Consider the following 22,832-nt stretch of genomic DNA (forward strand, 5'->3'; position numbering starts at 1 on the left):
GCCGGTCCTAGAGTGCTCCCCGTGGCTCGAAAAGACGGCAGGAACGACGACCAGCTCCGTGACATCAAGATCACCCGGGGGTTCCAGCAGTGGCCGGCCGGGTCGGTGCTGATCGAATTCGGCAACACCCGGGTGCTGTGCGCGGCGAGCGTCACCGAAGGGGTGCCGCGCTGGCGGGCCGGCTCCGGCCTCGGCTGGGTGACGGCCGAGTACGCGATGCTGCCGTCCGCGACCAACACCCGCAGTGACCGCGAGTCGGTGAAGGGCCGGATCGGCGGCCGCACGCACGAGATCTCGCGGCTGATCGGCCGGTCGCTGCGGGCCTGCATCGACCTGGCGGCGCTGGGCGAGAACACGATCGTGATCGACTGCGACGTCATCCAGGCCGACGGCGGCACCCGCACGGCCGCGGTGACCGGCGGGTACGTCGCGCTGGCGGACGCGATCACGTGGCTGGGCGCGGCGAACCGGCTCAACGACCCGCAGCCGCTGTCGTCTTCGGTGGCGGCGGTGAGCGTCGGCGTGGTCGACGGCCGGGTGCGGCTCGACCTGCCGTACGAAGAGGACTCGCGCGCCGAGGTCGACATGAACGTCGTCGCCACCGACGCGGGCACGCTGATCGAGGTCCAGGGCACCGGTGAGGGCGCGACCTTCGCGCGGTCCACTTTGGACACCATGCTCGACATGGCGCTGGCCGGCTGCGCGGAGCTGACCCGGCTGCAGAACGAGGCGCTGGCCCTGCCGTACCCCGGCGAGCTGCCGGAACCGCGTCCCGACAAGAAGAAGGGCTCGAAGTGACGAAGCTGCTGCTGGCCACGCGCAACGCGAAGAAGCTGGGTGAGCTGCGGCGGATCCTCGAGGCCGAGGGCATTTCCGGGATCGAGGTGCTCGGGCTCGCGGACGTCCCGTCGTTCCCCGAAGCGCCCGAGACGGCGCCGGACTTCGAGGGCAACGCGGTCGCGAAGGCCCGTGACGCGGTGGCGGCGACGGGCCTGCCCGCGATCGCCGACGACTCCGGCATCGCGGTGGACGCGCTGAACGGCATGCCGGGCGTGCTGTCGGCCCGCTGGTCCGGCAAGCACGGCGACGACGAGGCGAACCTGGACCTGGTGCTGGGCCAGCTGCGGGACGTCCCGGACGAGCGTCGCGGCGCCCAGTTCGTCTGCGCGGCGGCGCTGGTCCTGCCCTCCGGCGAGGAGACGCTGGTGCGCGGCGAGTGGCGCGGAACGCTGGTCCGCGAGCGCCGCGGCACGAACGGCTTCGGCTACGACCCGATCTTCCGGCCGGACGGCGAAACCCGGACGTCGGCGGAGATGGCGCCGGCGGAGAAGGACGCGGTCTCGCACCGGGGCCGCGCATTGCGGGCGCTGCTCCCGGCGCTGAAGAACCTGGCGACGGCCTGACCCAAACGCCCCAAGGCGGCCTTCGGTGCGTCAGACGCACCGAAGGCCGCCTTGGGTGCGTCTGACGCAACCAAGGCCGCATTGGGGCGCTCGGAACTCCTCAGGCGGCCAGGCCGAGGTCGCGGATCAGCTTGGCCACGTGGCCGGTCGCCCGGACGTTGTACCAGGCGTGGGCGATCTTGCCCGCCGGGTCGACGACGAATGTCGAGCGGATCACGCCCAGGTAGGTCTTGCCGTAGTTCTTCTTCTCGCCGTACGCGCCCCACGCTTCGATGACCGTCTTCTCCGGGTCGCCCAGCAGCGGGAACGTCAGCTTCTCGTTCGCCGCGAACTTCGCCAGCTTCGCCTGCGTGTCCGGCGAAATGCCGATCACCTGGTAGCCGGCGTCGTTCAGCTCGGCGAGGTTGTCGCGGAAGTCACACGCCTGCTTGGTGCAGCCCGGTGTGCTCGCCGCGGGGTAGAAGTACACGACGACGGACTGGCCGCGGTAGTCGCGCAGCGAGACGTCCTTGCCCTCACTGTCGGGCAGGGTGAAGTCCGGGGCTTCGTCGCCGGGGGAAAGTCGCTCGGTCATGGGCCGAGCCTAACCGGCGGCGGGTCAGGCGGGGCCGCAGTAGGTGACCGCGGCGGGCTCGGTCGCGCTCGGCCGGATCTGCAGCCGCAGCTGCGCCTGCTCCTGCGGCACCGCGAAGGCCAGCGTGACGTGCACCGAGCGGCCCGGCAGCACGTCCTTGCCCGCGTCGGCGATGCCGGTGAACCCCTGCGTGGTGTCCACGACCTGCTTGACCGGGGTCCCCGCCGAAGTGGCGGTGACGGTCAGGCCCGAAAGCTTGTACGTCGTCGCGCCGTCGTTCGTCAGCTCGACGTCGAAGGCCGCGCCGCGCGGGCTGCGCGGGTATGCCGACTCGCTCGGCGTGAACGACTTGGGCGAGCCGACCGAAATGGTCACGCCGCTGGCGAACCGGTGGTCGGCGCCGAACTTGAGGTCGTTGCCCGCCTGCGCCGCGCTGGCGCCGGTGTGGCCACCGCCCGCCCCGAGGGCCGCGGTGCCGTCCTGCGCCGAAGGGACCCCGCACGCCACCGCCAGGGAAAGCAGTCCTGTGGTGAACATGATCTTGCACGTGCGCGCGAGCGCCATCGCGGGTACTCCAGTCGGCGGGTCGGGGGTGCCGTTCGGCATCGGGGCGTGCCGGGCGAACCGGCTCCACTCTGGCCGTGATCGCGCGTGGTTACGAGGCGCCATCGGCGGTTGTCGCGCACCTGGTGCCACCCCGTGGCCAATCCGTGACCGGAACGGCACGGGTGGTGACAATCACCACCGACATGCCACTTAAACCGCGAGGGCGAACAGCAGGATGAAGATCGCCACGCCGGCCACCCACGCGGCCATCAGCCAGCCGAAATCGCGCACCGGATCGACGGCGCGGCTCTCCTCGCCGGGCACGTACACACCGCGCTCCTCGAACCAGTCGGCCCAGCGGGCGAACCAGCTCAACGGGTTGCGCGACGACATGCTTCACCTCCGGGCGCGGGCTTCCCCGTCACAGTACGGGTTCGGCGGCGGCCACCGGAAGGCACGTGACCGCTCACCAAGCGTCACCCGACGTGCCACGGCCGAGTGAACACCGCCGTCGCTGGTGTAGATCTTCAGACGACCCGTTGCGCTGCAGGATCGAGACCGCCCGGACGGTCGCGTAGCCCCGCCACTCGAGCTCCGCCGCGGGGGAGAAGCTCGCGAAGTCGACGCGCCAGCCGCCGTCGTCCTCCTGCCCGCCGGCGAGCCGCTGCAGCTCCGCGTCGATCACGTCCTGCTTGAACAGCGCGCGGGCCGGCCGGTCCGGCAGCGGCGCGAAATCGAGCGCGCGCAGGGTTTCGCCGTCCGAACCGCCGGACACCGGGGCCAGGCCGTCGGGCGGCACGTACGCGGCGAGGCGGTCGAGGAGGTCCGGCGCCTCCGCGTGGAAGTCGTGGGCGGCGTCGGCGAACCCGACCGCGAACGACAACGCGATCGCGTGCGGCGGCCCCGAAAGCTCGCGGATGCTGCGGACGCAGTACTCCGTCGCGGCCGCGAGCCACGGGTGCTCACGGACCGCCCGGTCGTGACGCGCGACCCGCAGGGCGACGCCGGTGGCGAACGCCGTGCTCTGCAGCGAGGCCGCCGCCGGGTCGGCCTGGACCCAGAACGGCGCGCAGCCGGCCGGGTCGGCGACCGGCAACGCGAACGGCAGGCCGCCGTCCGGAGTGGACACCGACGCCAGCCAGTCGCACAGCCGCACCGCGTGCGGCGTGGTGACCGGGCCGATCTCTTCGAAGACCTCGAAGGCGTGCAGGGCGCCGCCGGGCTGGCTTTCCGGCGCCCGGAGGTCGGGCTCGAGGCCCCAGCCGTAGCCGCCGTCGGGGTTGCGGTAGCCGTCGACGGCGGCCAGCACGGCGTCGGTGCCGCCGTTGCCGAGCAGCAGCTCGAAGCGGCGCCGGTCGAGGAGCCGGGCGTGCGTCGCCATGAACGACGCCGCGGCGGGAAGGTTCGCAGCCATGCGCCCAGCGTCGCACGCGCGTCTTGAACGGATCGGACGTCAGGACGGCCAGGAGCCCGGTTACCGGCCGCGGAACGTCCGCCGGTAGGTGTCCGGCGGAACCCCGACCGTGCGGTTGAAGTGCCTGCGCAACGTCGTCGCCGTGCCCATGCCGACCGCGGACGCGATCGTGTCCACGCCCGCGTCCGTGCTCTCCAGCAGTTCCTGCGCCCGCCGGATGCGCTGGGTCAGCAGCCACCGCAGCGGGGTCGTGCCCGTCGCCGAGCGGAAGTGGCGGGTCAGGTGGCGGGTGCTCAGGTTCGCCTGCCGAGCCAGGTCCTCGACCGTCAGCGGCTGGTCGAGCCGGGCGGTGATCCACGGGAGCAGCGCCGAGAGCGGGTGGTCCTCGCGGGCCGGGACCGGTGTCGTGACGTACTGGGCCTGGCCGCCCGCCCGGTGCGGCGGCACGACCAGGCGGCGCGCGACCGCGTTGGCGGCCGCGGAGCCGTGGTCGGCGCGGACCAGGTGCAGGCACAGGTCCATCGCCGCGGCCTTGCCCGCCGACGTCAGCACCCTGCCGTTGTCCACGTACAGCACGTCCGGGTCCACGCTGACCCGCGGGTAGCGCGCGGCGAGGACGTCGGTGTGCGCCCAGTGCGTGGTCGCGCGCAGGCCGTCCAGCAGGCCGGCGACGGCCAGGACGAACGCGCCCGTGCACAGCGACGCGACCCGGGCGCCCCGCGCGTGGGCCGCCCGCACCGCCTCGACGAGGTCGGCGGGCGGGTCCGCGTCGACGTCGGCCCAGCCGGGCACGAGCACCGTCCCGGCGCGCGCCAGCCGGTCGAGGCCGTGGTCGGGCTCCAGGAGGAACCGGCCCACCCGCACCGGACGCGGGCCGCAGACCGCGAAGTCGTACCGCGGGTCGTCACCGAACACCTCGGACGCGATCGTCAGCTCGAAGGACAACATCCCGTCGGTGGCGGCCAGCGCGACAGCGTGCATGTCCGAAAGTGTACGCAGCATGGCGTTCCGGACACTGGTTCGAGACGGCCGCCGTCGCGAGGATTGCCGTATGACTTCAGTACTGGTGTACGGCGCTTACGGCCACACGGGCCGCTTCGTGGTGTCCGAGCTGCGTGAACGCGGTTTCGAGCCGATCCTTTCCGGCCGCGACGCCACCAAGCTCCCGAGCGGCGGCAGGGCGGCCTCGGTCGACGACCCGGCGTCCCTGGACCGCGCGCTCGACGGCGCCGCCGCCGTGATCAACTGCGCCGGCCCGTTCGCCGCGACGGCGGGCCCGGTGCTCGACGCGGCGGCGCGCGCGGGTGTCCCGTACGTGGACGTCGCGGCCGAGATCGAAGCCAACCTCGACACCTTCGCGCGGGACGTGGACACCGTGGCGGTGCCCGCGATGGCGTTCTTCGGCGGCCTCGGCGATCTGCTGGCGACGACGGCCATGGGCGACTGGACGGCGGCCGACGAGATCCACGTCGCCTACGGCCTCACCGGCTGGCGCCCGACCGCCGGCACCCTCGCGGCGGGTCGGGTGTCGCGGGAACGGCGTGGCAGCCGGCGCGTCCGGTACGCGGGCGGCGGCCTGGAGTACCGCGACGACGCGTTGCCGACGCGCGAGTGGGCGTTCCCCGCGCCGCTGGGCACCCAACCGGTCCTGGCGGAGTTCTCGATGGCCGACATCGTCACGATCCCCCGGCACCTCGACGTTCCGGAAGTGACCACGTACATGACGACGGCCGCGGCCGGCGAACTTTCGGCGGCGGGCGAGCGCGACGCGGCGGAGACGTTCGTGGTGGACGTCCGGGTCCGCGCCGGTGGCGAGGAACGGCGGATCGTCGCACGCGGCGAGGACATCTACGCGGTCACCGCGCCGCTCGCGGTCGAGGCGGTGGAGCGCGTCCTGAGTGGACGCACGAAGGCGAAAGGCGTCGCCGCGGCGGGGGAGATCTTCGACGCGCCGGACTTCCTGCGGGCCCTCGAGCCGCACATCACGCTGGGCTGAGCTGCGGTACTCGCCAACCGTCGCGGCGACCTGGGCCAGCGGTTTGCCGGTGTCGCGCAGCAGCCGCACGGCGATCGTCATCCGCGAGCGGGTCAGGTAGGTCAGCGGCTCGCCGACCAGCGCGGTGAACCGGCGAACGCCACCCGGGACAGGCCCGCGGCGGCTGCTCGACGGTGCAGGCGCGCGCGGCTCGCCGTGGATGGCCACGGGTGCCCGCGCCGCCACGGGGTCGGCGAGAGCGGCGGGCCGTCCGTCCGGGAACCCCGCACGCCGGCGGCCTGCGCCGAAGAGAACCGGCGGCCGCGAGCCTGAGGCGTCCGCCGGGGCCGCACTGCCGGAACAGGACTCGCTCGTGGGCCCGGAGAGACTCGAACTCTCACTGGCATGGACCTAAACCATGTGCCTCTGCCAATTGGGCTACGGGCCCCCAGCAACCGGAACTGTAGCGTGCGGCGTGGCCCCCGCGGAGGCGGCCGGGCGCCTCGACTAAGTTGGGGCCCGGCAGTCCCTTGCGGCGAGGAGGACACGTGGCGCGCGACCCGGAGACGATCGAGCGGGAGATCGAGCAGGCGAGGACCGCTCTGGCGGCGACGCTCGACCAGCTGACCGTCAAGGCCGACCCGAAGAAGCTCGCGGACGCGGCGAAGGACGGCGTGCGCGCCAAGCTGGACAACCCGAAGGTCAAGTACCCGCTGATCGGCGCGGGCGTGCTCGTGCTCGTCCTGCTGGTGCGCAAGCTGCTCAAGTAGCGCTCAGGCGCGCGCCTGCTCGGCCTTCTTCTCGGCGGTCTCGGCCGCCGGCTTGCGGTCCTCGACCTCCTTGGGGAGCTGCTTGCTCGGCGGCAGCTGAGGCTTCTTCTCCGCCTCGGCCGTCTTCTGCTTCGGCACGCTGCCCGGCGGCGGGACCTCCAGCGGCGGCAGCTTCGGGAGCGTCAGCCGGGCCGTCATGTAGGCCTGGGTGAACTCGAACGCGCTGCCGTTGAGCAGGTGCACGACGGTGGTCTTGCCGTCACCGCCGAGCTTCTCGACCAGCTGGTCGGCCCGGTCGCGCGCGGCGATGATGCCGGGCGCCCGTGCGGTCAGCTCCTTGCCGCGGCCGCTGACCGTGATCGCCCAGTCGGCGTCTTCCTGGACGTACGTCGCCGTGATCGGTTCCACCATCTGCCTCACGCCCCTCTCCTCCACCAGCATGCTTTACACAACCGTGACGCTGCCACCGCATTCCCATGACGCGGTATCGGCGCCCCCTCTCCGGTCGCGAAAGTCCAGCACACTTTCTACCGTGACATCGATACCGTAGAGCAACTCTGTGTCACAGGACACGACAGCGCTGAGTAACGGACCGAATGGCCTAATGCACTTGCAAGCTACCGTGCACGGTGCCGCAGGCCGCTCCACAGCACGTCCATGGCGTATTCGGTGGCCGTCTCGGGGCTCACTTGGTCGTGTCGCTCACACCAGATCGCGAGGCGTTCGCACGCGCCGACCACGAATTCCGCAGCGGCTTCGGCTCGCAGGTCGTCACCGCTGTCGAAGTAGCCGGCCATCAGCGCGGCGATGAGGTCGGTCTGCTGGCGCCGGGTCTCCTCGACCTCCTCGGCGGCCGGCGTCCCGATCAGCGCCATCTCGTGCCGCAGCAGCGACCACGCGTCACGCCGCTCCCGGATGAAGACGAAGAACGCCAGCAGGCCGCGGCGCAGCGCTTCCTCTGCGGTGGCCGCGCCGACGGTCGCCTGCTCGGTGACCTCGCGCAGCACCGCGCGCGACTCCCGGATGCACGCCAGGAGCAGGCCTTCCTTCGAGTTGAAGTACTCGTAGAGCATCGGCTTCGAGACGCCCACCAGCTCGGCGATCTCGTCCATGGACGCCGCCGCGTAGCCGCGCGCCGAGAAGACCTGTTCGGCGACCTCGATCATCTGCCGCATCCGGTCGGCCCGGGGCATGCGCTTGCGCTTCGCGGTGGTCACGGACAACACTCTACCGGTAGTAACCTACTCCAAGTAAGCTGGACGACGAGTAACAGGCAACCGGGAGGCGCGATGGGCAACCGCACGGAGACCGGGGTCGTCATCGTCGGGACCGGGTTCTCCGGTCTCGGCATGGCGATCCAGCTGCGCAAGGAGGGACGGGACGACTTCGTCATCCTCGAAAAGGCGCACGACGTCGGCGGGACCTGGCGGGACAACAGCTACCCCGGGTGCGCGTGCGACATCCCGTCCCACATGTACTCGTTCTCCTTCGAGCAGAACCCGGACTGGTCGCGGGCCTACTCGCCGCAGCCGGAGATCTGGCGGTACATGCGGGAGGTCGCCGACAAGTACGACCTGCGCCGCTTCATCCGCTTCGGCCAGGAGATGACCGGCGCCCGCTGGGACGCCGACGAGAACCGCTGGCACGTCGCCACGAGGGGCGGCGACGAGTTCGCGGGCCACGCGCTGGTCGCCGGCGTCGGCGCGCTGCACCTGCCGATGATCCCGGACCTGCCGGGGATCGACGAGTTCGCGGGGCCGGCCTTCCACTCCGCGCAGTGGCGCCACGACGTCGACCTGACGGGCAAGAAGGTCGCCGTCATCGGCACCGGCGCCAGCGCGATCCAGTTCGTGCCGAAGATCGCCCCGGACGTCGAGGAACTGACGCTGTTCCAGCGCACGCCGCCGTGGGTCATGCCGAAGGCCGACCACGAGATGTCCGGGCGGACCCGGGCGCTGTTCCGGGCGTTCCCGCTCGCCCAGCGCGCGTACCGCGACCTGCTGTACTGGCTGCTCGAAGCGCGCGCGATCGGCTTCAACGGCCAGTCGTGGGTGATGAAGCTCGGGCAGCGGCTCGCCAAGCGCAACATCGACCGGGCGATCAAGGACCCGGCACTGCGCCGCAAGGTCACCCCGGACTACACGATGGGCTGCAAGCGCGTGCTCATCTCCAACGACTACTACCCGGCGCTGGCGCGGGACAACGTCGAGGTCGTCACGGACGGCGTGCGGGAGGTCCGGGAGCACAGCGTCGTCGACGCCGCCGGCGTCGAGCACGAGGCCGACGTCATCATCTACGGCACCGGCTTCCACGTCACCGACGCGTTCGACGAGCTGGAGATCGTCGGCCGCGACGGGCGCAACCTCGCCAAGGAGTGGGCGACCGAGGGCATGCGGACGCACCTCGGGATCACCGTGGCGGGCTTCCCGAACCTGTTCTTCCTGCTCGGGCCCAACACCGGCCTCGGGCACAACTCCGTCGTGTTCATGATCGAAGCCCAGATTTCCTACGTCGCCGAAGCGCTGCGGCTGGCCCGCGGGAAGGCCATCGAGCCGAAGCCCGAGGTGCAGGAGCGGTTCAACACCGAGATCCAGCGGAAGCTGGCCAAGGGCATCTGGACGCGCGGCGGCTGCAAGAGCTGGTACCTGGACGCGAAGGGCGTCAACCGCACGATCTGGCCGGGCTTCACCTGGCGCTACTGGCTGGACACGCGCAGGGTGCGGCGCGAGGACTTCCGGATCGGCTGAGGGTCGTGAGTGTGAAACAGCGTGCCAACCCTGTTTCACACTCACGACCGGGGGCCGGGATCAGCGGGAGGCGTAGCGGCGGAGGCGGGCGATCAGGTCGACGGTCGGCAGCCCGCACAGCTCGGCCATCCGCTCCAGCGCCGGCAGGTCGAGGGCGACCTCGCCGCCGTGCTCACCGGCCTGGCGCAGCCGGTCCTCGGCCCAGCGGCGCAGCGGGAGCAGGTCGGCGGAGGCGTCGGCGACGACCTTGCGCAGGTCGACGCGGACCCGGCCGGGCTCGTCGACGAACACCCGGCGGTGCACCTTGGCCAGCAGGTCCTGGGGCAGCTCGTCCATCGCGACGCACAGCTCGACCAGGCGGACCACGGAGCACTGTCTCGTGCCCAGTTCGTAGGTGGCCAGCGTCTGCAGCGAGATCTCGCTCTGCAGGTGCTGGTTCAGCTCCTTGCGCGTCCACCCTCGGCTGCGCCGGAGCTTGCGGAGCTCATCTCCGAGTATCCGCTGGTACTCCTCAGCGTCGATCAGCACATCAATGTCCCCTGCCGTGCGCTCCCACGGCACCCGCACGGTGGTGACCGTCCCGTGCAGATGCACCCTCACGTGTATGTAAGTGCGCTGGAGCCCGGCCCTTACGCGATTTCGGGCATGTCTTTGATACCGATTGCGTGAGTTAGGCCGAACGGGTTAACAATCAGGCGTAACGGCGCTGCTCAGGGGCTCAGTTGACGCAGGGGACGCCTTCGGCGGTGATCGGCTTGTCGTCCTCGGGCGGTGGCGGCGCGGCGGCCTGCGACGCCGGGCTCGTGGCGGCGCCACCGGAGCCCGCGTTGGCGCTCGTGCCCTGGTAGTCGGCGCCGAGGAAGACCATCACGTGGCCCGCCTGGACGCTCTTGTCCTCCTGGATGGTGGGCGAGCCGCCGAGGGCGTCGGCGACGGCCTGGCCCTTGTCCTTGCCGCCCTTCGGCACCCAGATCACCGTCGTCTTGCGCGCGGTCGCGTTCGCCGTGTCGCCCGGGGTGAAACCCTTGCCTTCCAGGGTCTTGGCGACGGTCGCGGCCAGCCCCGTCTTGCCGGAGGCGTTGCGGACGTCGACCGTCGTCCCCTTGTTGGCCGGGTCGGCCTGCTGGGCGGGGGGCGGGGACGTCGCGCCCGGCTGCGGCCCGGCGACGCCCTGCACGAACTGCTTCACCTCGGCCGGGTCGACCTGGATGGCGACGCCGTCCTCGGGTGTCTTGTACTCGACGTTCTTCACCGGGATGGTGCGGAACTCGAGCTGGCCGCCGGTCAGCCCCTTCATCTGCTGGGCGAAGCCGAAGATGTCCCAGTTCTGGTTGAGCACGACCGACTTCTTGATGGCGTCGATCAGGTCGCTGAGCTTGGTCGGGTTGGTGAGCGTGCCCGCCGAGAGCACCTTGCGGGCCATGCCGGCCATGAACACCTGCTGGCGGACGACGCGGTCGAGGTCGCCGTTGGGCAGGCCGTGGCGCTGCCGGACGAACTCGAGTGCCTCGACCCCGGAGATCGTGTGCTGGCCCTTGGTGAAGTTCGCCCCGGAGTACTCGTCCTTGACGTCGTTCTTCAGGCAGACGTCGACGCCGCCGATGGCCTTCGTGATGTCGCTGAAGCCGAGCAGGTTGACCGCGGCGTAGTTGTCGATGGTGGACCCGGTGAGCTTCTCGACGGTCTTGATCAGCTCCTGCGCGCCGGCCTGGTTGGCCTTGACGTCGAGTTCCTTCGGGTCGGTGACGCCCTGCTTCTGCAGGTCCTTGCGGGCCTGCAGCATCGCCCGCGCGTACGCGGAGTTGATCTTGTGCTTGCCGTAGCCGCCGGGGATGTCGACGTAGGTGTCGCGGGGCAGCGAGATCGCGACGGCCTTGCTGCCGTCGTTCGGGATGTGCACGAAGATCAGCGAGTCGGTGTTCAGCTCGCCGTCGGAGTCGCCGGCGCGCAGCTCGTCGAGCACTTCGCGCGGCAGCGGGTTGCCCTGGGCGTCGGTGCGGCTGTCGAGGCCGACGAGGAGGATGTCGCGGGCGCCGTCGGCCGGCTTGTCGCCCCCGCCGCCTTCGCTGATCACGTTCGCGTAGTTCAGCCCGTTGACCAGGCCCTGCATGGCCGCCCACGCGTACCCGGTCAGGCCCATCACCAGCAGCGACACCACGGCGAGGGCGATCTTCGCGCCGCGGAAGGAGTTGCGGCGCGCCCGCTGGGCCGGCCGCGGCTGGGGACGGCGGGGCGGCGGGCCGCCGCGGCGCGCGTCCGCGGGTTCGCGGCGCGGTGCCGGGCGGCGAGGCGGTGGGGTGCGCCGGCCTGGCTCGTCCTGCCAGGGCCGGGCGGGGCGGCGGCCGCCTTGCCCGTTCCGAGGCGGGTGGTCCACGCGGGCTCCTCACTCTTCCGATCGGGTGGTCCTGGGGTTGGGACGCATGGTGCCCGCCCCGGGTTGCCGTAGCGTTACACATCCCCCTGCCGATGTGGCGCGCACCACCCAGTTTCCCGCAGGAACGCCGGTTACGCCTGGTCAGGACGCCGCGTTCGCCGGACGGCGGCCCGGCAGCAGCGTGCCGGCGGCCGCGAGCAGGGCGAACCCGGCCGTCGCCGCGTGCAGCGTGACGCCGAGCAGCTGGGACGTGCCGCCGCCGTCGGCGAAGAGCAGGGAAGGGGCGCAGGCCAGCGCCGTCGCGAGCCAGGTGCCGGTCGCCGCGCCCGCGCCGATCCGGATCGTGTGCAGCAGGAACACCCCGAGCAGCAGGTGCACCAGGCTCTGGATCGGGTCGAGCCGCAGGCCCAGCAGGTCGGCGTCGGCGGCCACCCCGCCGAAGCGGGTGAGCGCGAAGCCGAACACCCCGAGCGTGGCGTAACCGATGCCGAACGCGGCGGCGGCCCGGGTCAGCACCGCCGTGCGGCGGCCGGGCAGCTCGGCCGCGCGGGGCCGCCGGACGCCGTGGGTGTGCCGCTCGAACCACCAGAAGACCAGGGTCGCGGGCACCGCGAGCAGGCCGACCGCGACCAGCGTGCGGGGCCGGACCAGCCAGGTCAGGCCGCCGGCGATCCGGCCGGGGATGTGGACGACGGCGACGAGCAGCAGCATCCCGGCGAGGAAGGCCAGGTAGAGGCTCATCGGCGCACGCAGGACGAACCGGCAGGCGGCGGCGACCCGGCGCCGGTCGCCGAGCCGGCCCAGCGGCCGGGCGAGGAGCCCGAGCACGCCCAGCTCCGCCAGGCCGAGCAGCAGCACGCCCCACACGGGAGCCGAGAGCGCCGCCGGGGCGCCCGGGCTGCCGAGCAGGACAGGCGGCCCACCTCGTAGGACGCTGGCCACGGCCAGGCCCGCGACACCGGCAGCCGCCGCGAAGGCGAACAGACGTCGTGATGGGCGTACGCCGGCTGCGTGCGCGAAGGCGAGTTGCTGGGCGAGGAGGGCGAGAGCGAACGTCGCCGCGTAGCGAGGCAGTGGCGAGCCGGTGGCGCCGGCGGCCGCTTCGCCGGCGACGACCAGCGCGAGCAGCCCTGCGGCCGCGGCGACGGGTGCCCGCCGGTGCAGGGCCAGCAGCGGGGGCGCGCAGACGATCGTCAGCAGGTAGACCCCGAGCAGCCACAGCGGGTGCAGCGCGATCCGCATGACGGTCGCGGTGGTCCCCGCCGGGATGCCGAGCAGTTCGAGCGCCAGCGGCGTCAGCAGCGCGACGACGGCGAAGATGAGGGCCGGCCGCAGCAGCGGGCTGGCGCGTTCGGCCAGGAAGTGGCGGTAGCCGCCGCCCGCGTCCTGCTCGGCGCGCCAGCCGGCGGCGTTGGCGTGGCCGCCGGCGAAGAAGATCAGCGGGGCGAGCTGGGCGAGCCAGGTCAGCGGCCAGAGCGCCGTCTCGGGTGCCCCGGCCCAGTGCGCGAGCGCCGTGACCGACTCGCCGAGCAGGAGCAGGACGACGCCGCCGGCGCCGAGCAGCGCCCACCGGCTGACCTCGGCCGGCACGACGGCGGGGGACGGCGGCCGCGGTTCACGGCGGGCGCGCAGCCAGCCGCGCAGCCGGAACACCAGCAGGGCGCCGATCACGAGCACGCCGGCGACCATGCCGCCGATCGGGTCGCCGACCGGCGGGCCCCAGCGCTGGTGCCACGAGTTGACGACCAGGCCGGCGGAGTAGAGGGACGCGACGACCCGGCACGTGCCCGCCGAGTTCATCGGGTTGAGGTCGCAGGCGTGGTGCATGTCGTAGGAGAGCCGGTCGTCGAGGGCCTCGCGGATTTCCGGGCCGAGCGGGTGGCCCTTGCGGTCGGCGTAGCGGAGCAGGTCGTAGCCGAGGTCGTGCGCCTTGCACGGCACGGCGTAGTCCCACTTGGTGTTGTCGTCGCCCCACGGCGTCGAGCAGCCGCCGTCGACGTGCACGGCACGGACGGTGCCGTCACGCGCGGGCAGCGCGCCCGGCGCGACGCCGCTGAGCGCGGTGAAGTCCTTGGGCAGCAGCGCGAGCGCGTCGGGGTGCGGGCCGGGGTGGACGAGCGCCTCGATGGCGTTCTGCGCGGCCAGCACGTCCCCGGTCGGCGGGCCCTGGTCCGGCGGCGACGGCGGGCGCGAGGCGATCAGCCCGAACGCGAAGACCACGAGCAGGACCAGCAGCAACCAGCCGGACGTCGACCAGGGTCGGCGGACACGCGACGGCTCGAGCGGGGCTGGCATGGTCCCAGGGTGCCAGCCCGGCGTCGGCGGCGACACGGGGCTGGCCCCCGGGTCCGGGTTGCCCGATCGGGTGGCGCCGGATCTGCCCGTTCTGCCGTTTCGCGGCCGTTCCGCGCCCGCGAGACTGGCCGCGGGGGCGCGAGGAGGGCGTGTGGTGGCCTCGACCGATCCCGGCGGCGGGCTCGCCGTGCCGGTGGAGAACACGGTCCGCGCGCTGCGCCGGCTCGCGCCCGGCGCCGTGCTGCGTTCACCGCGTTCTCCGGACCTGCGGGTGCTCGTGGCGGCGCTGCGCGAGTGTTCGCCGGCGGAGCTGGCCGGGTTGCAGGCGGAGGCCGTCGGCCGGGTGGTGCTGGCGGCGCAGCTGCGGGCGCTGGACCGGGCGACGACCGGGCTGTTCGCCCCGGACGCGAGCGGCCCGGAGGCGGCCCGCCTGGTCCGGGCGGCGCGCCACAGCGGACGCGGACGGACGCCGTTGCGTGATCGGCTGCGCGCGGAGCTGGGCCTGCGCACGGCCGCGCTGGCCTGGGCGACGGCGACCGGCTCGCGGCTGCTGGCGGACGAGCTGCGCGGTGCGCCGCCGCGCCCGGACGCGGAGGACGGACGGCTGGCGGCGGAGCTGGTGGTGGCGGCGGTGCTGCCGCGGGCCGCCGACGGCGGCGGGCGGCTACGGGCAGTGGCCGGCCGACGCGGGTTTCTGGATGTGTGTTCGGTGCGCGTCGGCGAGCGGGGGTTCCGGATCGACGTGCGGGCCGACCCGCTGGTGGAGCTGGTGAGCGACGGCGGCGGCCCCGCGCTGCGGGCGCTCTGGTGGACGGGCCTGGGCCGGGTGACCGACGACGTGGGGCACGAGTACCTGCTGGTGGCGAAGGACCCGGACGGCACCGGGGTGGTCCGGCACTGGTGCCACCCGCGCCCGGCCCCGGCGGCGGGTTCGCTGCGCCTGGAGTCCTCGGGCTACCGCGGCGAGCGGCTCAGCTTGACGGGCGCGGCGCGGGGGACGTTCGCCGAGGTGGTGGTGAAGTCGGAGCTGACGGTCCGGCTGGGCTCCTGAACACGGCTCCGGGTGGACGGAGGTGCTGGGCTCTCGGCGCGGTGCCCTGGCGGGCGGTTGGGGTGCTGGTCGCCGGTGAGGTGGTGCGGCCGTGGGCGTGGTGGCCTGGCGGGCGGCTGGGGTGCCGGTTCCGGCCAGGCGTGCGCGGCCGTGGGCGTGGTGGCCCGGCGGGCGGCTGGGGTGCCGGTTCCGGCCAGGCGTGCGCGGCCGTCGCTGCGTGCGTCGCGCCGCCGATCTCACGATTCGGGCGCCGGGGGCAGTCCGCCGCCCGGGGTGTCCGGGGCGAAGCACACCTGGTCGCGGCCGTTCTCCTTCGCCAGGTACACCGCCGCGTCCGCTGATTGGAGCAGGCGCTCCAACGTGTCTCCGTGGCGCGGGTGGCGGGCCACCCCGATCGAAGTCGTGCGGTCGGCGATCGTGGCCGGGTCGCCACGTTTGTCCGTTGTCACGATATGCAACTTGGCAATCGCAACACGTATGCGCTCGGCCGCCTCCCACGTTGCCTCTTCGCCGATGTCCGGCAGCAGAACGAGGAATTCCTCGCCGCCGAATCGGCCGACCAAGTCGCTCGGTCTCGTCACTTCGTCGAGGGTTTGCGCAACCGTGCGGAGCACGTCGTCGCCCGCCGGATGTCCATAGGTGTCGTTAATCCACTTGAAGTGGTCGAGATCGACCATCAGCAGCGCCAGTTGATCACCCGATCGGGCGGTCCGTTGGAGTGCCCGCTCCGCCGACTCCGACCAGCCGCGCATGTTGAGAATCCCGGTTTTCGGGTCGGTCCGGACGTCGTTCTGGAGCTGGTCGAGTTCGGCGAGGCGATTGAACACCACCGTGACCACGGCCATCACCGCCACCATCGGCGGCACGGCGGCGAGCAGGATCGCGGTCACCGCGCCCAGGCCGATGGTGATCGCTTCGAGCATGTTGTCGGCCGGGCTGCCGAGCACGTTACGAACCGTGCGCCCGGCGGGGGATCCCAGCAGCAGCACCCCGCCCACGTACACGATCTGGATCGCCTCGTAGATGGTCCCGGTCACGACGATCGTGCCGAATTCGCGCAGGAAGCCGCCCCAGTCCGGCGGCCCCAGCAGGTGCGGCCCGAGCGCCGTGTAGGTGAGGTGCGCGAGCGTGCCGGCGAGGCCGTGGGTGATCGAGGAGAAAATGAAGTTGTGGGCCGGGCGGCGCGCGATGAACCAGTGCTGCAACCGGATGACGGCGATGACCGAAAGGGTCAGCGGCACCGGCAGGATCATCGCCGCGGAAAACGTCCAGACGGCGGTGAGGTCGATCAGCACCGTTTTGGTCCGGTTCCGCCGCCGCTCTTCCTGACGTTGCGTCAGCTGAATGTGCACCGTGGCGCCCGCCGCCAGCAGCGCGAAATTGATCCAGTCGTTTCCGGACGGAATCGGTGAGCGCGTGAACGCGACCACGAGAATCGCGATCGCGACGGCTTCCGCCGCGAGCATGAATGCGACCTGCGGCGGACGGCGGCGCCACAGCGCCCAGTTGCGTGGCCAGTACGCATGGCGGATCCGGGCCGTCGCGAGCGGGCCACCGTTCGTGGTCGCGGACCCGTTCGTGGTCACGCCCTGTTCCGCCGCGGTTTCCCGCTGCGTCGGCCGCGACGCGCCGGGCTCGTCCGGCGTGCCGGCGGCACCGTCCGGTCCTGGATGCAATTGGTCACCTCCTTTCCAGCCTAGCCGCGCCCTTGAGTAATCTCATCGGTACCTGGCAGAGTGTTCACACATTCCGCGGCCGGGTACCATCCCACAGCAACGGACCTGCCGAGTCCCCGGAGGAACTGCCGGGAACGCGGCGCGAAACGTTACGCGAGACTCTCCCCGCATGGAGGTGGCCCCCATGAGCAACCGCGACTTCTGAACCACCCGCGAATTGTCGCCCGCGACGCCCGCGAATGCCATTCATGATCTTGGTCGTACCGAGAGTCGTAGCACCGAGAGCCGTACAGAGAGGTGACGCCCGATGGCCAACCGTGACTGGTGAACCCCGCGCCCGCTCATGACAGCTGTGGCTCCGGTTCCGCCCCGCCGACCCGGCGCCAGGACACCGCGACCGGGACCGCCAGCAGCAGTCCCACCGCTCCCGCGAGCGCGATCGTCGCGTCCGCGGAACCGAGCCACTGGGCGACCAGCCCGCCGATGCCGACACCCACCCCCTGTGCCACCCGCAGCCCCGTCCGGTAAAGCCCGCCGGCGCTGCCCCGGATGCCGTTGGGCACCCACGTGATGAACGTGGCCGACACCGTGATGACATACGCGCCGGTCGCCCCGGCCAGCGCGAGCAGGACCAGCGCGACCGCCAGGTTCGGCCGCAGCGCGAACGCCGCCAGCGCGGCCAGCGGCAGCGCGGCCAGCACCCCCAGCAGCCGGCGGCGGTGCTCCGTCGAGACGAACCTCGACAGCACGAACGTCCCGGCGACGAAGCCCAGCGGATCGGCCGCCAGCAGCCAGCCGACCGCCTGGTCACCCGCCCCCAGCTGCGCGGCCAGCGGCGCGGCGAGGCCCTCCGGGATCACCGCCAGCCCGACGAGCCAGGACAGGTAGAGCAGCACCCGCAGCCGTTCGTCGCCGAAAACCTGCCGGACGGCGCCGAACCACGGGGCGCTCCCGTCCCCGGCCGCCGGCCGCCGCAGCACCAGCAGCCGCACGGCGACGGCGGCGACCAGGAACGTCAGCGCGTCGATCGCCAGCGCCCACGACGTCCCGATGCCGGTCACCAGCACGCCGCCCACGGCGAGCCCGGCCAGCATCGCCGTGTTGTTCGTGATCCCGCGCAGGTCCTGGCTCTGCAGGTAGACGTCGTCGTCGGCGAAGATCTCGCGGCCGAGCGCGTTCTGCGCCGCGTTGCACGGCGCGTTCGCCAGCCGCGCGAAGACGAAGAGGACGAACAGCCAGCCCATCGGCATCCCGGGCACGGCCATCAGCCCGATCAGCACGGCCTGCGCGAGCGAGCCCGTCGCCAGCACCGCGCGCCGCGGGAAGCGGTCCGCGAGCTGCGCCAGCCCGAGCCCGCCGGCCAGCGCGGGCAGGAACGTCAGCGAATAGACGACGGCCGCCAGCAGCGGCGACCCGGTCCGGTCGAAGATCAGGATGGCCAGCGCGACGATGGTCAGCTGGTCGCCGAGCATCGACTGCGTCTCGGCGAACCAGAGCGCGCGGAATTCGCGGTTGGCCAGGACGGCTCGGAACCGGGGCGTCGCGCGCGTCGTCACCTCGTCACCACCGCCCCCGATCGAGTGAATACGGTCCGCCCCGCATTGTGCCTCCCGCGTGACGGCCCCGTCCGGGGGAGTCACCGCCGCCCCGCCCGGGAAGCACCGTCAGTATGCCGCCGATCACGCGCCGCCGTCCCCGGAACGCGGGCGCTCGTCCCGCTTCGGAGCCGATCGGGTTACCCCCGGGACGGGCGGTGGTGGTTGGCCGTGACCGGCGCGCGGGTACCTCCGGGCTGATCGAACCGGGCTCGCTCGGCGCAGGGCGGCGGCCGCTCGTCGTCGCGTCGATGCCCCGTTGGACCGGATGGGCCAAGACTGGACGCAGAGCCGGCCGGGGTGGACGGACCGCGCCGCCGCCGGCGCGCCGCAGAGCGGGGAGAAGACGATGGACGGGTTGATGCAGGGCAAGGCGGTCGTGGTCACCGGTGCGGGCCGGGGCCTCGGCGAGGCGTTCGCGGTGCACGTCGCGCGGGCGGGCGGGGCGGTCGTGGCCAACGACATCGACGCCGAGCTGGCCGAGCGGACGGCGGAGAACATCCGCGTGCACGGCGGCCGTGCCGTGGCCAGCGGGCACAACGTGGCCGAAGCGGGCGAAGCGCAGGAGATCGTCGACCTGTGCGTCAAGGAGTTCGGCGGCATCGACGGGCTGGTGAACAACGCGGGCCTCAACTACGAGGCACTGCCCTGGGAGGACGACGCCGAGCAGGCGCGCGAGCTGATCCAGGTCAACGTGCTGGGCGTGGTGAACACCGGCCTCGCGGCGATCAAGGCGATGGTCGACGCCGGCACCGGCGGCTCGATCGTCAACATCTCCTCGGGTGCCTCGCTGGGCCAGCGCAAGCTCGGCGTGTACGCGGCGAGCAAGGGCGCGGTCGCGTCGCTGACCTACTCGTGGGCTCTCGACCTCGAGGAGGCCGGGATCCGCGTGAACGCCGTCTGCCCGCTCGCGCACACCCGGATGGTGTGGAAGTCGGAACGCTCGCTGCGCGCGTGCCCGCCGGACCGCACGCCGGCCCGGATCGCGCCGGTCGTGCTGTTCCTGCTCGGCGACGGCTCGCACGGCATCACCGGCCAGATGATCCGGTGCAACGGACCGCAGCTGCACGTCATGGGCCAGCCGTTCCTCAAGCAGCCGATCCTCGAGCGCCCGGTGTGGGACACCGAGACGGTGCAGAAGGCGTTCGACGAGGTCTTCGCCGCCCACCTGGAGAACTACGGCCTGGAGAAGCGAGTTCCGCCGCGGCTGCGCAAGTGGACGGAGACGACCTCGCCCCGGACCGCCTGACCCGAACGCACCGAAGGCCGCCTTGGGTGCGTGGGACGCACCGAAGGCCGCCTTGGGTGCGTCGGACGCAACCAAGGCCGCCTTGGGGCGCTCGGGGGCCGGCTAACCCGCGGCCGGCTCCGGGTCGCGCGTTGCCGCGTAGAGGGCTTCGATGTCGGCCGCGTAGCGGTCGTTGATCACCCGGCGCTTCAGCTTCAGCGTCGGGGTCAGCTCGCCCGACTCCGGCGTCCAGGCCTTCGGCAGCACGTGGTAGCGCTTGATCTGCTCGATCCGGGCCAGCCTGCTGTTCGCCGACTCGACCGCGCGTTCCAGCTCCGCCCGCACGGCCGGGTGCGACGCCAGCTCAGCCGGGGCCACGTCGATGCCGTTCGCCGCCGCCCAGCCCGGGGCGATCTCGTCGTCCAGCACGATCAGTGCCGTAACGTACGGCCGGTCGTCGCCGATCGCGACCGCCTGCCCGATCAGCGGGTGCTCCTTGAGCAGGCCCTCGATCCTCGTCGGCGCGATGTTCTTGCCGCTCGAGGTGATGATCAGCTCCTTCTTGCGGTCGGTGATCGTCACGAAGCCGTCTTCGTCGATCGTGCCGATGTCGCCGGTCGCGTACCAGCCGTCCGCGTCGGTGGCGTCCGCGATCGTCCCGTCCTCCTGCAGGTAGCCGAGGAACACGATCGGCCCGCGCACCAGCAGCTCGCCGTCGCCGGCCACCTTCACCTCGACGCCGTCGAGCGGCTTGCCGACCGTGCCCGCGCGGAAGTCCGTGCCCGAGTTCGACGTCGCCGCGCCGGTCGTCTCCGACAGGCCCCAGACCTCGCAGATCTCGACGCCGAGGCCGGCCAGGAAGTAGATGATCTCCACCGGCAGCGCCGCCGCGCCGCTGGAGGCGACCAGCACCTGGTCCAGCCCGAGCAGCGCGCGCACCGGGGCCAGCACGGCCTCGTCGGTCCGCTTGATCTTCTCGGCCAGCTCGGGCGGCACCGGCTTCCCGGCGCTGCGCAGCTTGTAGCCCTGCTGCAGCAGCTCGTTCGCCTGCAGCAGCGCGGTCCGCCGGTCCTCCGGCACGCCGGCCAGCATGTTCTTCAGCCCGGCGACCATCTTCTCCCACACGCGCGGGACGCCGAAGAAGCTCTGCGGGTGCACCTGCCCGAGCGCGCCGGCGACCGCCGTCGGGTCGGCGAGCGTGTGCACGTGCCCGGCCCACACGATCGGCAGGTAGATCGACAGCTCCCGCTCGGCGATGTGCGCCAGCGGCAGGTAGGCGATGTTCGTCGCGTGCATCGGCGGGTGGTGCAGTTCGGTGACCGCGTACGCCTGGTGGATCGCGTTGCGGTGGGACAGCACGACGCCCTTGGGGTCGCCGGTCGTGCCGGAGGTGTAGATCATCGACAGCGGGTCGTCGGGCTTGATGTCCTGCCACGACCGTTCGAACGCGCCGGGGTCGGCGGCAAGCGCTTCCCGGCCCTGCTCGCGCAACGCGGCGAAGGAGTGGAAGCGGTCGTCGCCGTCCGGGATCGCCGCCGCGTCCAAGACGACGATGTGGCGCAGGGCCGGGAGGTCGTCGAGCACCGGCCGCCAGCGCGCCAGCTCGTTCTCGCCGCCGAGGACCACGACCGGGGCCGCGCTGTGCCGGGCGACGAACCGGATCTGCTCCGGGCTGAGCGTGGCGTAGGCGGTGCACGGGATCGCGGACAGGTGCGTCGCGGCGAGGTCGGCGATGATGTGGTCCGGGCAGCCGGGCGCCATGATCAGCATCCGGTCGCGCGGGGCGAGGCCGAGCCCGGCCAGCCCGCGGGACACCTCCGCGATGGCGGTCCGGAACTCCCGCCAGCTGAGCGTCGGATGGCCTGCCAGGTCGAGCGAGGTGATCGCCGGCAGGTCGGCGTACTCGACGGCGTTGCGGTGCAGCAGCCTCGGGATCGTCAGGCCTTCGGTCTGCTCGGCGACGGACGGGGTGGTCAACGCTGGCCTCCTCGGTGCTCCGGATGGCCACACTGTAAGGGCTTGCGGGCCGGGTGGATAGAGAATCGCGGCCAGGTACCCGCGACTGTCCACAGTGCACACGGGCGCCGGCGCGCGAATCGCGCTTCAATGGAAGGACCACGGACGCCAGGGGGGACCGATGACGCGGTCGGCACGCGAACTGCTCGAGAAGATCCAGGCCGAGCTGGCGCCGCGGGACGCCGACAACCGGCTCGTCCCGTCGATCACCGCCGGCCGGGCGCCGCGCGCGGTGTTCGCGGCGCTCGCGGCGGAGGAAAAGCGGATCACGCTGAGCGACTGGCGCAGCTTCCACGCGCTGGCCGCCCGCGCCGACGAACCGCACGCGCGCACCTTCTTCGGCGGCCTCGCGCCCGGCGAGCAGCAAGCGAACGGGATGCTCGACGCGTTGATCGCCGCCACTGGTCCGGACCACGGGAAGGAACGGCCGCGCGCGGGCTGCCAGGCGTACCCGGCGTACGTCGCATGGCTGGCGCTGAACGGTGAATCGTCGGCGACGGCGGCCGGCATCTTCGCCAACTTCGCCGCCTTCGGCCGGTACTGCGCGGACGTCGCCGCGGGGATGCGCCGGCACTACGGCTTCGGCGACGCCGAGTGCGCGTTCTTCGACTTCTTCGCCGCCGACGTGCCGGAAATAACGGAGCAAGCGCTCGCCGCGATCCAGGCCGGGATCGACGCGCACCGGCTCGACGAGCGGGAAGCCCACCTCTACGCAAGGTTGTTCCAGAGCTACGAACTGCAGTTCTGGAACACGCTCGCCGACGAGTTCCCGGGCTGACCGCCACGGAACCGGTACCGGAACACCAGGTGTCACCGCCGCGCCACCGCGAAAAGCGGAATGGCGGGAATTCCTGGCCGCTCTCCGGGGAATCCGCGGCGACGGCGGTGAATTCCGCGCATTTCCGCTTTCCGGACGCCGTTCGTCCCGGACGAACCGAGCGCTCAGGGGACCGGCGCCGGGCTCGTGATGTTTGTCACCGAACGATTCGCGCCCGCCGTACGTAGCGGCCCTCACGTCGGAGCAAGCCCCGCCGCGCCCGTTCCCAGCGTGCTCCCGTGCGGCAGAACGGAAGTCGCACTGGGACGAACGTCACGACTTCCGGTGGTGGACTTTCCAAGCGCAGGCAGCAAGTGTGGAACGGTCACCGTGCGAAGATCACGTTCTCGC

The 22,832-nt window shown here is 72.3% G+C and carries 21 protein-coding genes and 1 tRNA gene; 8 read left to right on the forward strand and 14 right to left on the reverse strand.

Translation table 11 applies throughout. From position 1 onward, the window contains the following. The first annotated feature begins 21 nt into the window (after positions 1 to 21). The gene (gene rph, locus BT341_RS14130; protein WP_043776727.1) at positions 22 to 798 is read left to right on the forward strand and encodes a ribonuclease PH; all 777 of its coding nucleotides are present in this window, start codon (positions 22 to 24) and stop codon (positions 796 to 798) included. Further along, positions 795 to 1,403 carry an RdgB/HAM1 family non-canonical purine NTP pyrophosphatase gene (gene rdgB / locus BT341_RS14135; RefSeq protein ID WP_072476742.1) on the forward strand — a complete coding sequence of 203 codons (609 nt, stop codon included), beginning with the start codon at positions 795 to 797 and terminating at the stop codon, positions 1,401 to 1,403. Before rph ends, rdgB begins: the two co-directional genes overlap by 4 nt. A gap of 100 nt (positions 1,404 to 1,503) precedes the next feature. On the opposite strand, the gene bcp is transcribed toward rdgB, so the two are convergent. From bcp to BT341_RS14160, 5 genes are all read right to left on the reverse strand, one after another. Continuing rightward, positions 1,504 to 1,977 (reverse strand): thioredoxin-dependent thiol peroxidase, encoded by a 474-nt coding sequence (bcp, locus tag BT341_RS14140; RefSeq protein ID WP_072476743.1) that lies wholly within the window; start codon positions 1,975 to 1,977, stop codon positions 1,504 to 1,506. A 24-nt stretch (positions 1,978 to 2,001) separates the two neighbouring features. Beyond that, on the reverse strand, positions 2,002 to 2,541 hold the full coding sequence (locus tag BT341_RS14145) for a hypothetical protein (protein WP_072476744.1): 540 nt from the start codon (positions 2,539 to 2,541) through the stop codon (positions 2,002 to 2,004). A gap of 192 nt (positions 2,542 to 2,733) precedes the next feature. Next, complete coding sequence (locus tag BT341_RS14150; RefSeq protein WP_072476745.1) at positions 2,734 to 2,916, reverse strand: hypothetical protein; 183 nt, start codon at positions 2,914 to 2,916, stop codon at positions 2,734 to 2,736. A 73-nt stretch (positions 2,917 to 2,989) separates the two neighbouring features. Then, complete coding sequence (locus BT341_RS14155) at positions 2,990 to 3,937, reverse strand: prenyltransferase/squalene oxidase repeat-containing protein (protein ID WP_218177731.1); 948 nt, start codon at positions 3,935 to 3,937, stop codon at positions 2,990 to 2,992. A gap of 60 nt (positions 3,938 to 3,997) precedes the next feature. After that, a complete protein-coding gene (locus tag BT341_RS14160; RefSeq protein WP_072476746.1) occupies positions 3,998 to 4,918 on the reverse strand; it encodes a helix-turn-helix domain-containing protein in 921 nt (306 codons plus the stop codon). A 70-nt stretch (positions 4,919 to 4,988) separates the two neighbouring features. Here BT341_RS14160 and BT341_RS14165 point away from each other — a divergent pair, with 70 nt between their 5' ends. Continuing rightward, positions 4,989 to 5,933, forward strand: a complete 945-nt coding sequence (locus BT341_RS14165; RefSeq protein WP_072476747.1) for an NAD(P)H-binding protein — start codon at positions 4,989 to 4,991, stop codon at positions 5,931 to 5,933. A gap of 353 nt (positions 5,934 to 6,286) precedes the next feature. Here the strand turns inward: BT341_RS14165 and BT341_RS14170 are convergent. Next, positions 6,287 to 6,360: transfer RNA gene (locus BT341_RS14170), tRNA-Leu, on the reverse strand. A 100-nt stretch (positions 6,361 to 6,460) separates the two neighbouring features. Here BT341_RS14170 and BT341_RS14175 point away from each other — a divergent pair. Continuing rightward, positions 6,461 to 6,682: a DUF3618 domain-containing protein gene (locus BT341_RS14175; RefSeq protein WP_072476748.1), complete on the forward strand. Its 222-nt coding sequence runs from the start codon at positions 6,461 to 6,463 to the stop codon at positions 6,680 to 6,682. Between the two features lie 3 nt (positions 6,683 to 6,685). Here the strand turns inward: BT341_RS14175 and BT341_RS14180 are convergent, their stop codons facing one another. Further along, entirely contained in the window at positions 6,686 to 7,093 is a 408-nt protein-coding gene (locus tag BT341_RS14180; protein ID WP_177329055.1) for a hypothetical protein, read from the reverse strand. A gap of 206 nt (positions 7,094 to 7,299) precedes the next feature. Further along, a complete protein-coding gene (locus BT341_RS14185) occupies positions 7,300 to 7,899 on the reverse strand; it encodes a TetR/AcrR family transcriptional regulator (RefSeq protein ID WP_143168549.1) in 600 nt (199 codons plus the stop codon). 72 nt (positions 7,900 to 7,971) lie between these two features. Between BT341_RS14185 and BT341_RS14190 the strand changes: the two genes are divergently transcribed. Continuing rightward, the gene (locus BT341_RS14190; RefSeq protein WP_072476750.1) at positions 7,972 to 9,429 is read left to right on the forward strand and encodes a flavin-containing monooxygenase; all 1,458 of its coding nucleotides are present in this window, start codon (positions 7,972 to 7,974) and stop codon (positions 9,427 to 9,429) included. 60 nt (positions 9,430 to 9,489) lie between these two features. On the opposite strand, the gene BT341_RS14195 is transcribed toward BT341_RS14190, so the two are convergent. From BT341_RS14195 to BT341_RS14205, 3 genes are all read right to left on the reverse strand, one after another. Beyond that, complete coding sequence (locus tag BT341_RS14195) at positions 9,490 to 9,957, reverse strand: helix-turn-helix domain-containing protein (protein WP_072476751.1); 468 nt, start codon at positions 9,955 to 9,957, stop codon at positions 9,490 to 9,492. Positions 9,958 to 10,147: 190 nt separating this feature from the next. Then, complete coding sequence (locus BT341_RS14200) at positions 10,148 to 11,803, reverse strand: LCP family protein (protein ID WP_072476752.1); 1,656 nt, start codon at positions 11,801 to 11,803, stop codon at positions 10,148 to 10,150. A 141-nt stretch (positions 11,804 to 11,944) separates the two neighbouring features. Next, positions 11,945 to 14,098 (reverse strand): phospholipase A2, encoded by a 2,154-nt coding sequence (locus BT341_RS14205; protein ID WP_072476753.1) that lies wholly within the window; start codon positions 14,096 to 14,098, stop codon positions 11,945 to 11,947. 154 nt (positions 14,099 to 14,252) lie between these two features. Here BT341_RS14205 and BT341_RS14210 point away from each other — a divergent pair, with 154 nt between their 5' ends. Then, positions 14,253 to 15,149, forward strand: coding sequence for a hypothetical protein (locus BT341_RS14210; protein WP_072481941.1), 897 nt, complete (start codon positions 14,253 to 14,255; stop codon positions 15,147 to 15,149). A gap of 236 nt (positions 15,150 to 15,385) precedes the next feature. On the opposite strand, the gene BT341_RS14215 is transcribed toward BT341_RS14210, so the two are convergent. Together BT341_RS14215 and BT341_RS14220 are read right to left on the reverse strand one after the other, a co-directional pair. Next, entirely contained in the window at positions 15,386 to 16,825 is a 1,440-nt protein-coding gene (locus BT341_RS14215) for a sensor domain-containing diguanylate cyclase (RefSeq protein ID WP_072476754.1), read from the reverse strand. Between the two features lie 341 nt (positions 16,826 to 17,166). After that, positions 17,167 to 18,381: an MFS transporter gene (locus BT341_RS14220; RefSeq protein WP_177328802.1), complete on the reverse strand. Its 1,215-nt coding sequence runs from the start codon at positions 18,379 to 18,381 to the stop codon at positions 17,167 to 17,169. A gap of 388 nt (positions 18,382 to 18,769) precedes the next feature. Between BT341_RS14220 and BT341_RS14225 the strand changes: the two genes are divergently transcribed. Further along, a complete protein-coding gene (locus BT341_RS14225; RefSeq protein WP_072481943.1) occupies positions 18,770 to 19,669 on the forward strand; it encodes an SDR family NAD(P)-dependent oxidoreductase in 900 nt (299 codons plus the stop codon). A 102-nt stretch (positions 19,670 to 19,771) separates the two neighbouring features. Here BT341_RS14225 and BT341_RS14230 read toward each other — a convergent pair whose 3' ends face one another. Beyond that, on the reverse strand, positions 19,772 to 21,625 hold the full coding sequence (locus BT341_RS14230; RefSeq protein ID WP_072476755.1) for an AMP-dependent synthetase/ligase: 1,854 nt from the start codon (positions 21,623 to 21,625) through the stop codon (positions 19,772 to 19,774). A 160-nt stretch (positions 21,626 to 21,785) separates the two neighbouring features. Here BT341_RS14230 and BT341_RS14235 point away from each other — a divergent pair, with 160 nt between their 5' ends. Beyond that, on the forward strand, positions 21,786 to 22,442 hold the full coding sequence (locus BT341_RS14235) for a transcriptional regulator (RefSeq protein WP_072476756.1): 657 nt from the start codon (positions 21,786 to 21,788) through the stop codon (positions 22,440 to 22,442). Positions 22,443 to 22,832: the final 390 nt, after the last annotated feature.

This window comes from Amycolatopsis australiensis (assembly GCF_900119165.1).
Classification (GTDB): domain Bacteria; phylum Actinomycetota; class Actinomycetes; order Mycobacteriales; family Pseudonocardiaceae; genus Amycolatopsis; species Amycolatopsis australiensis.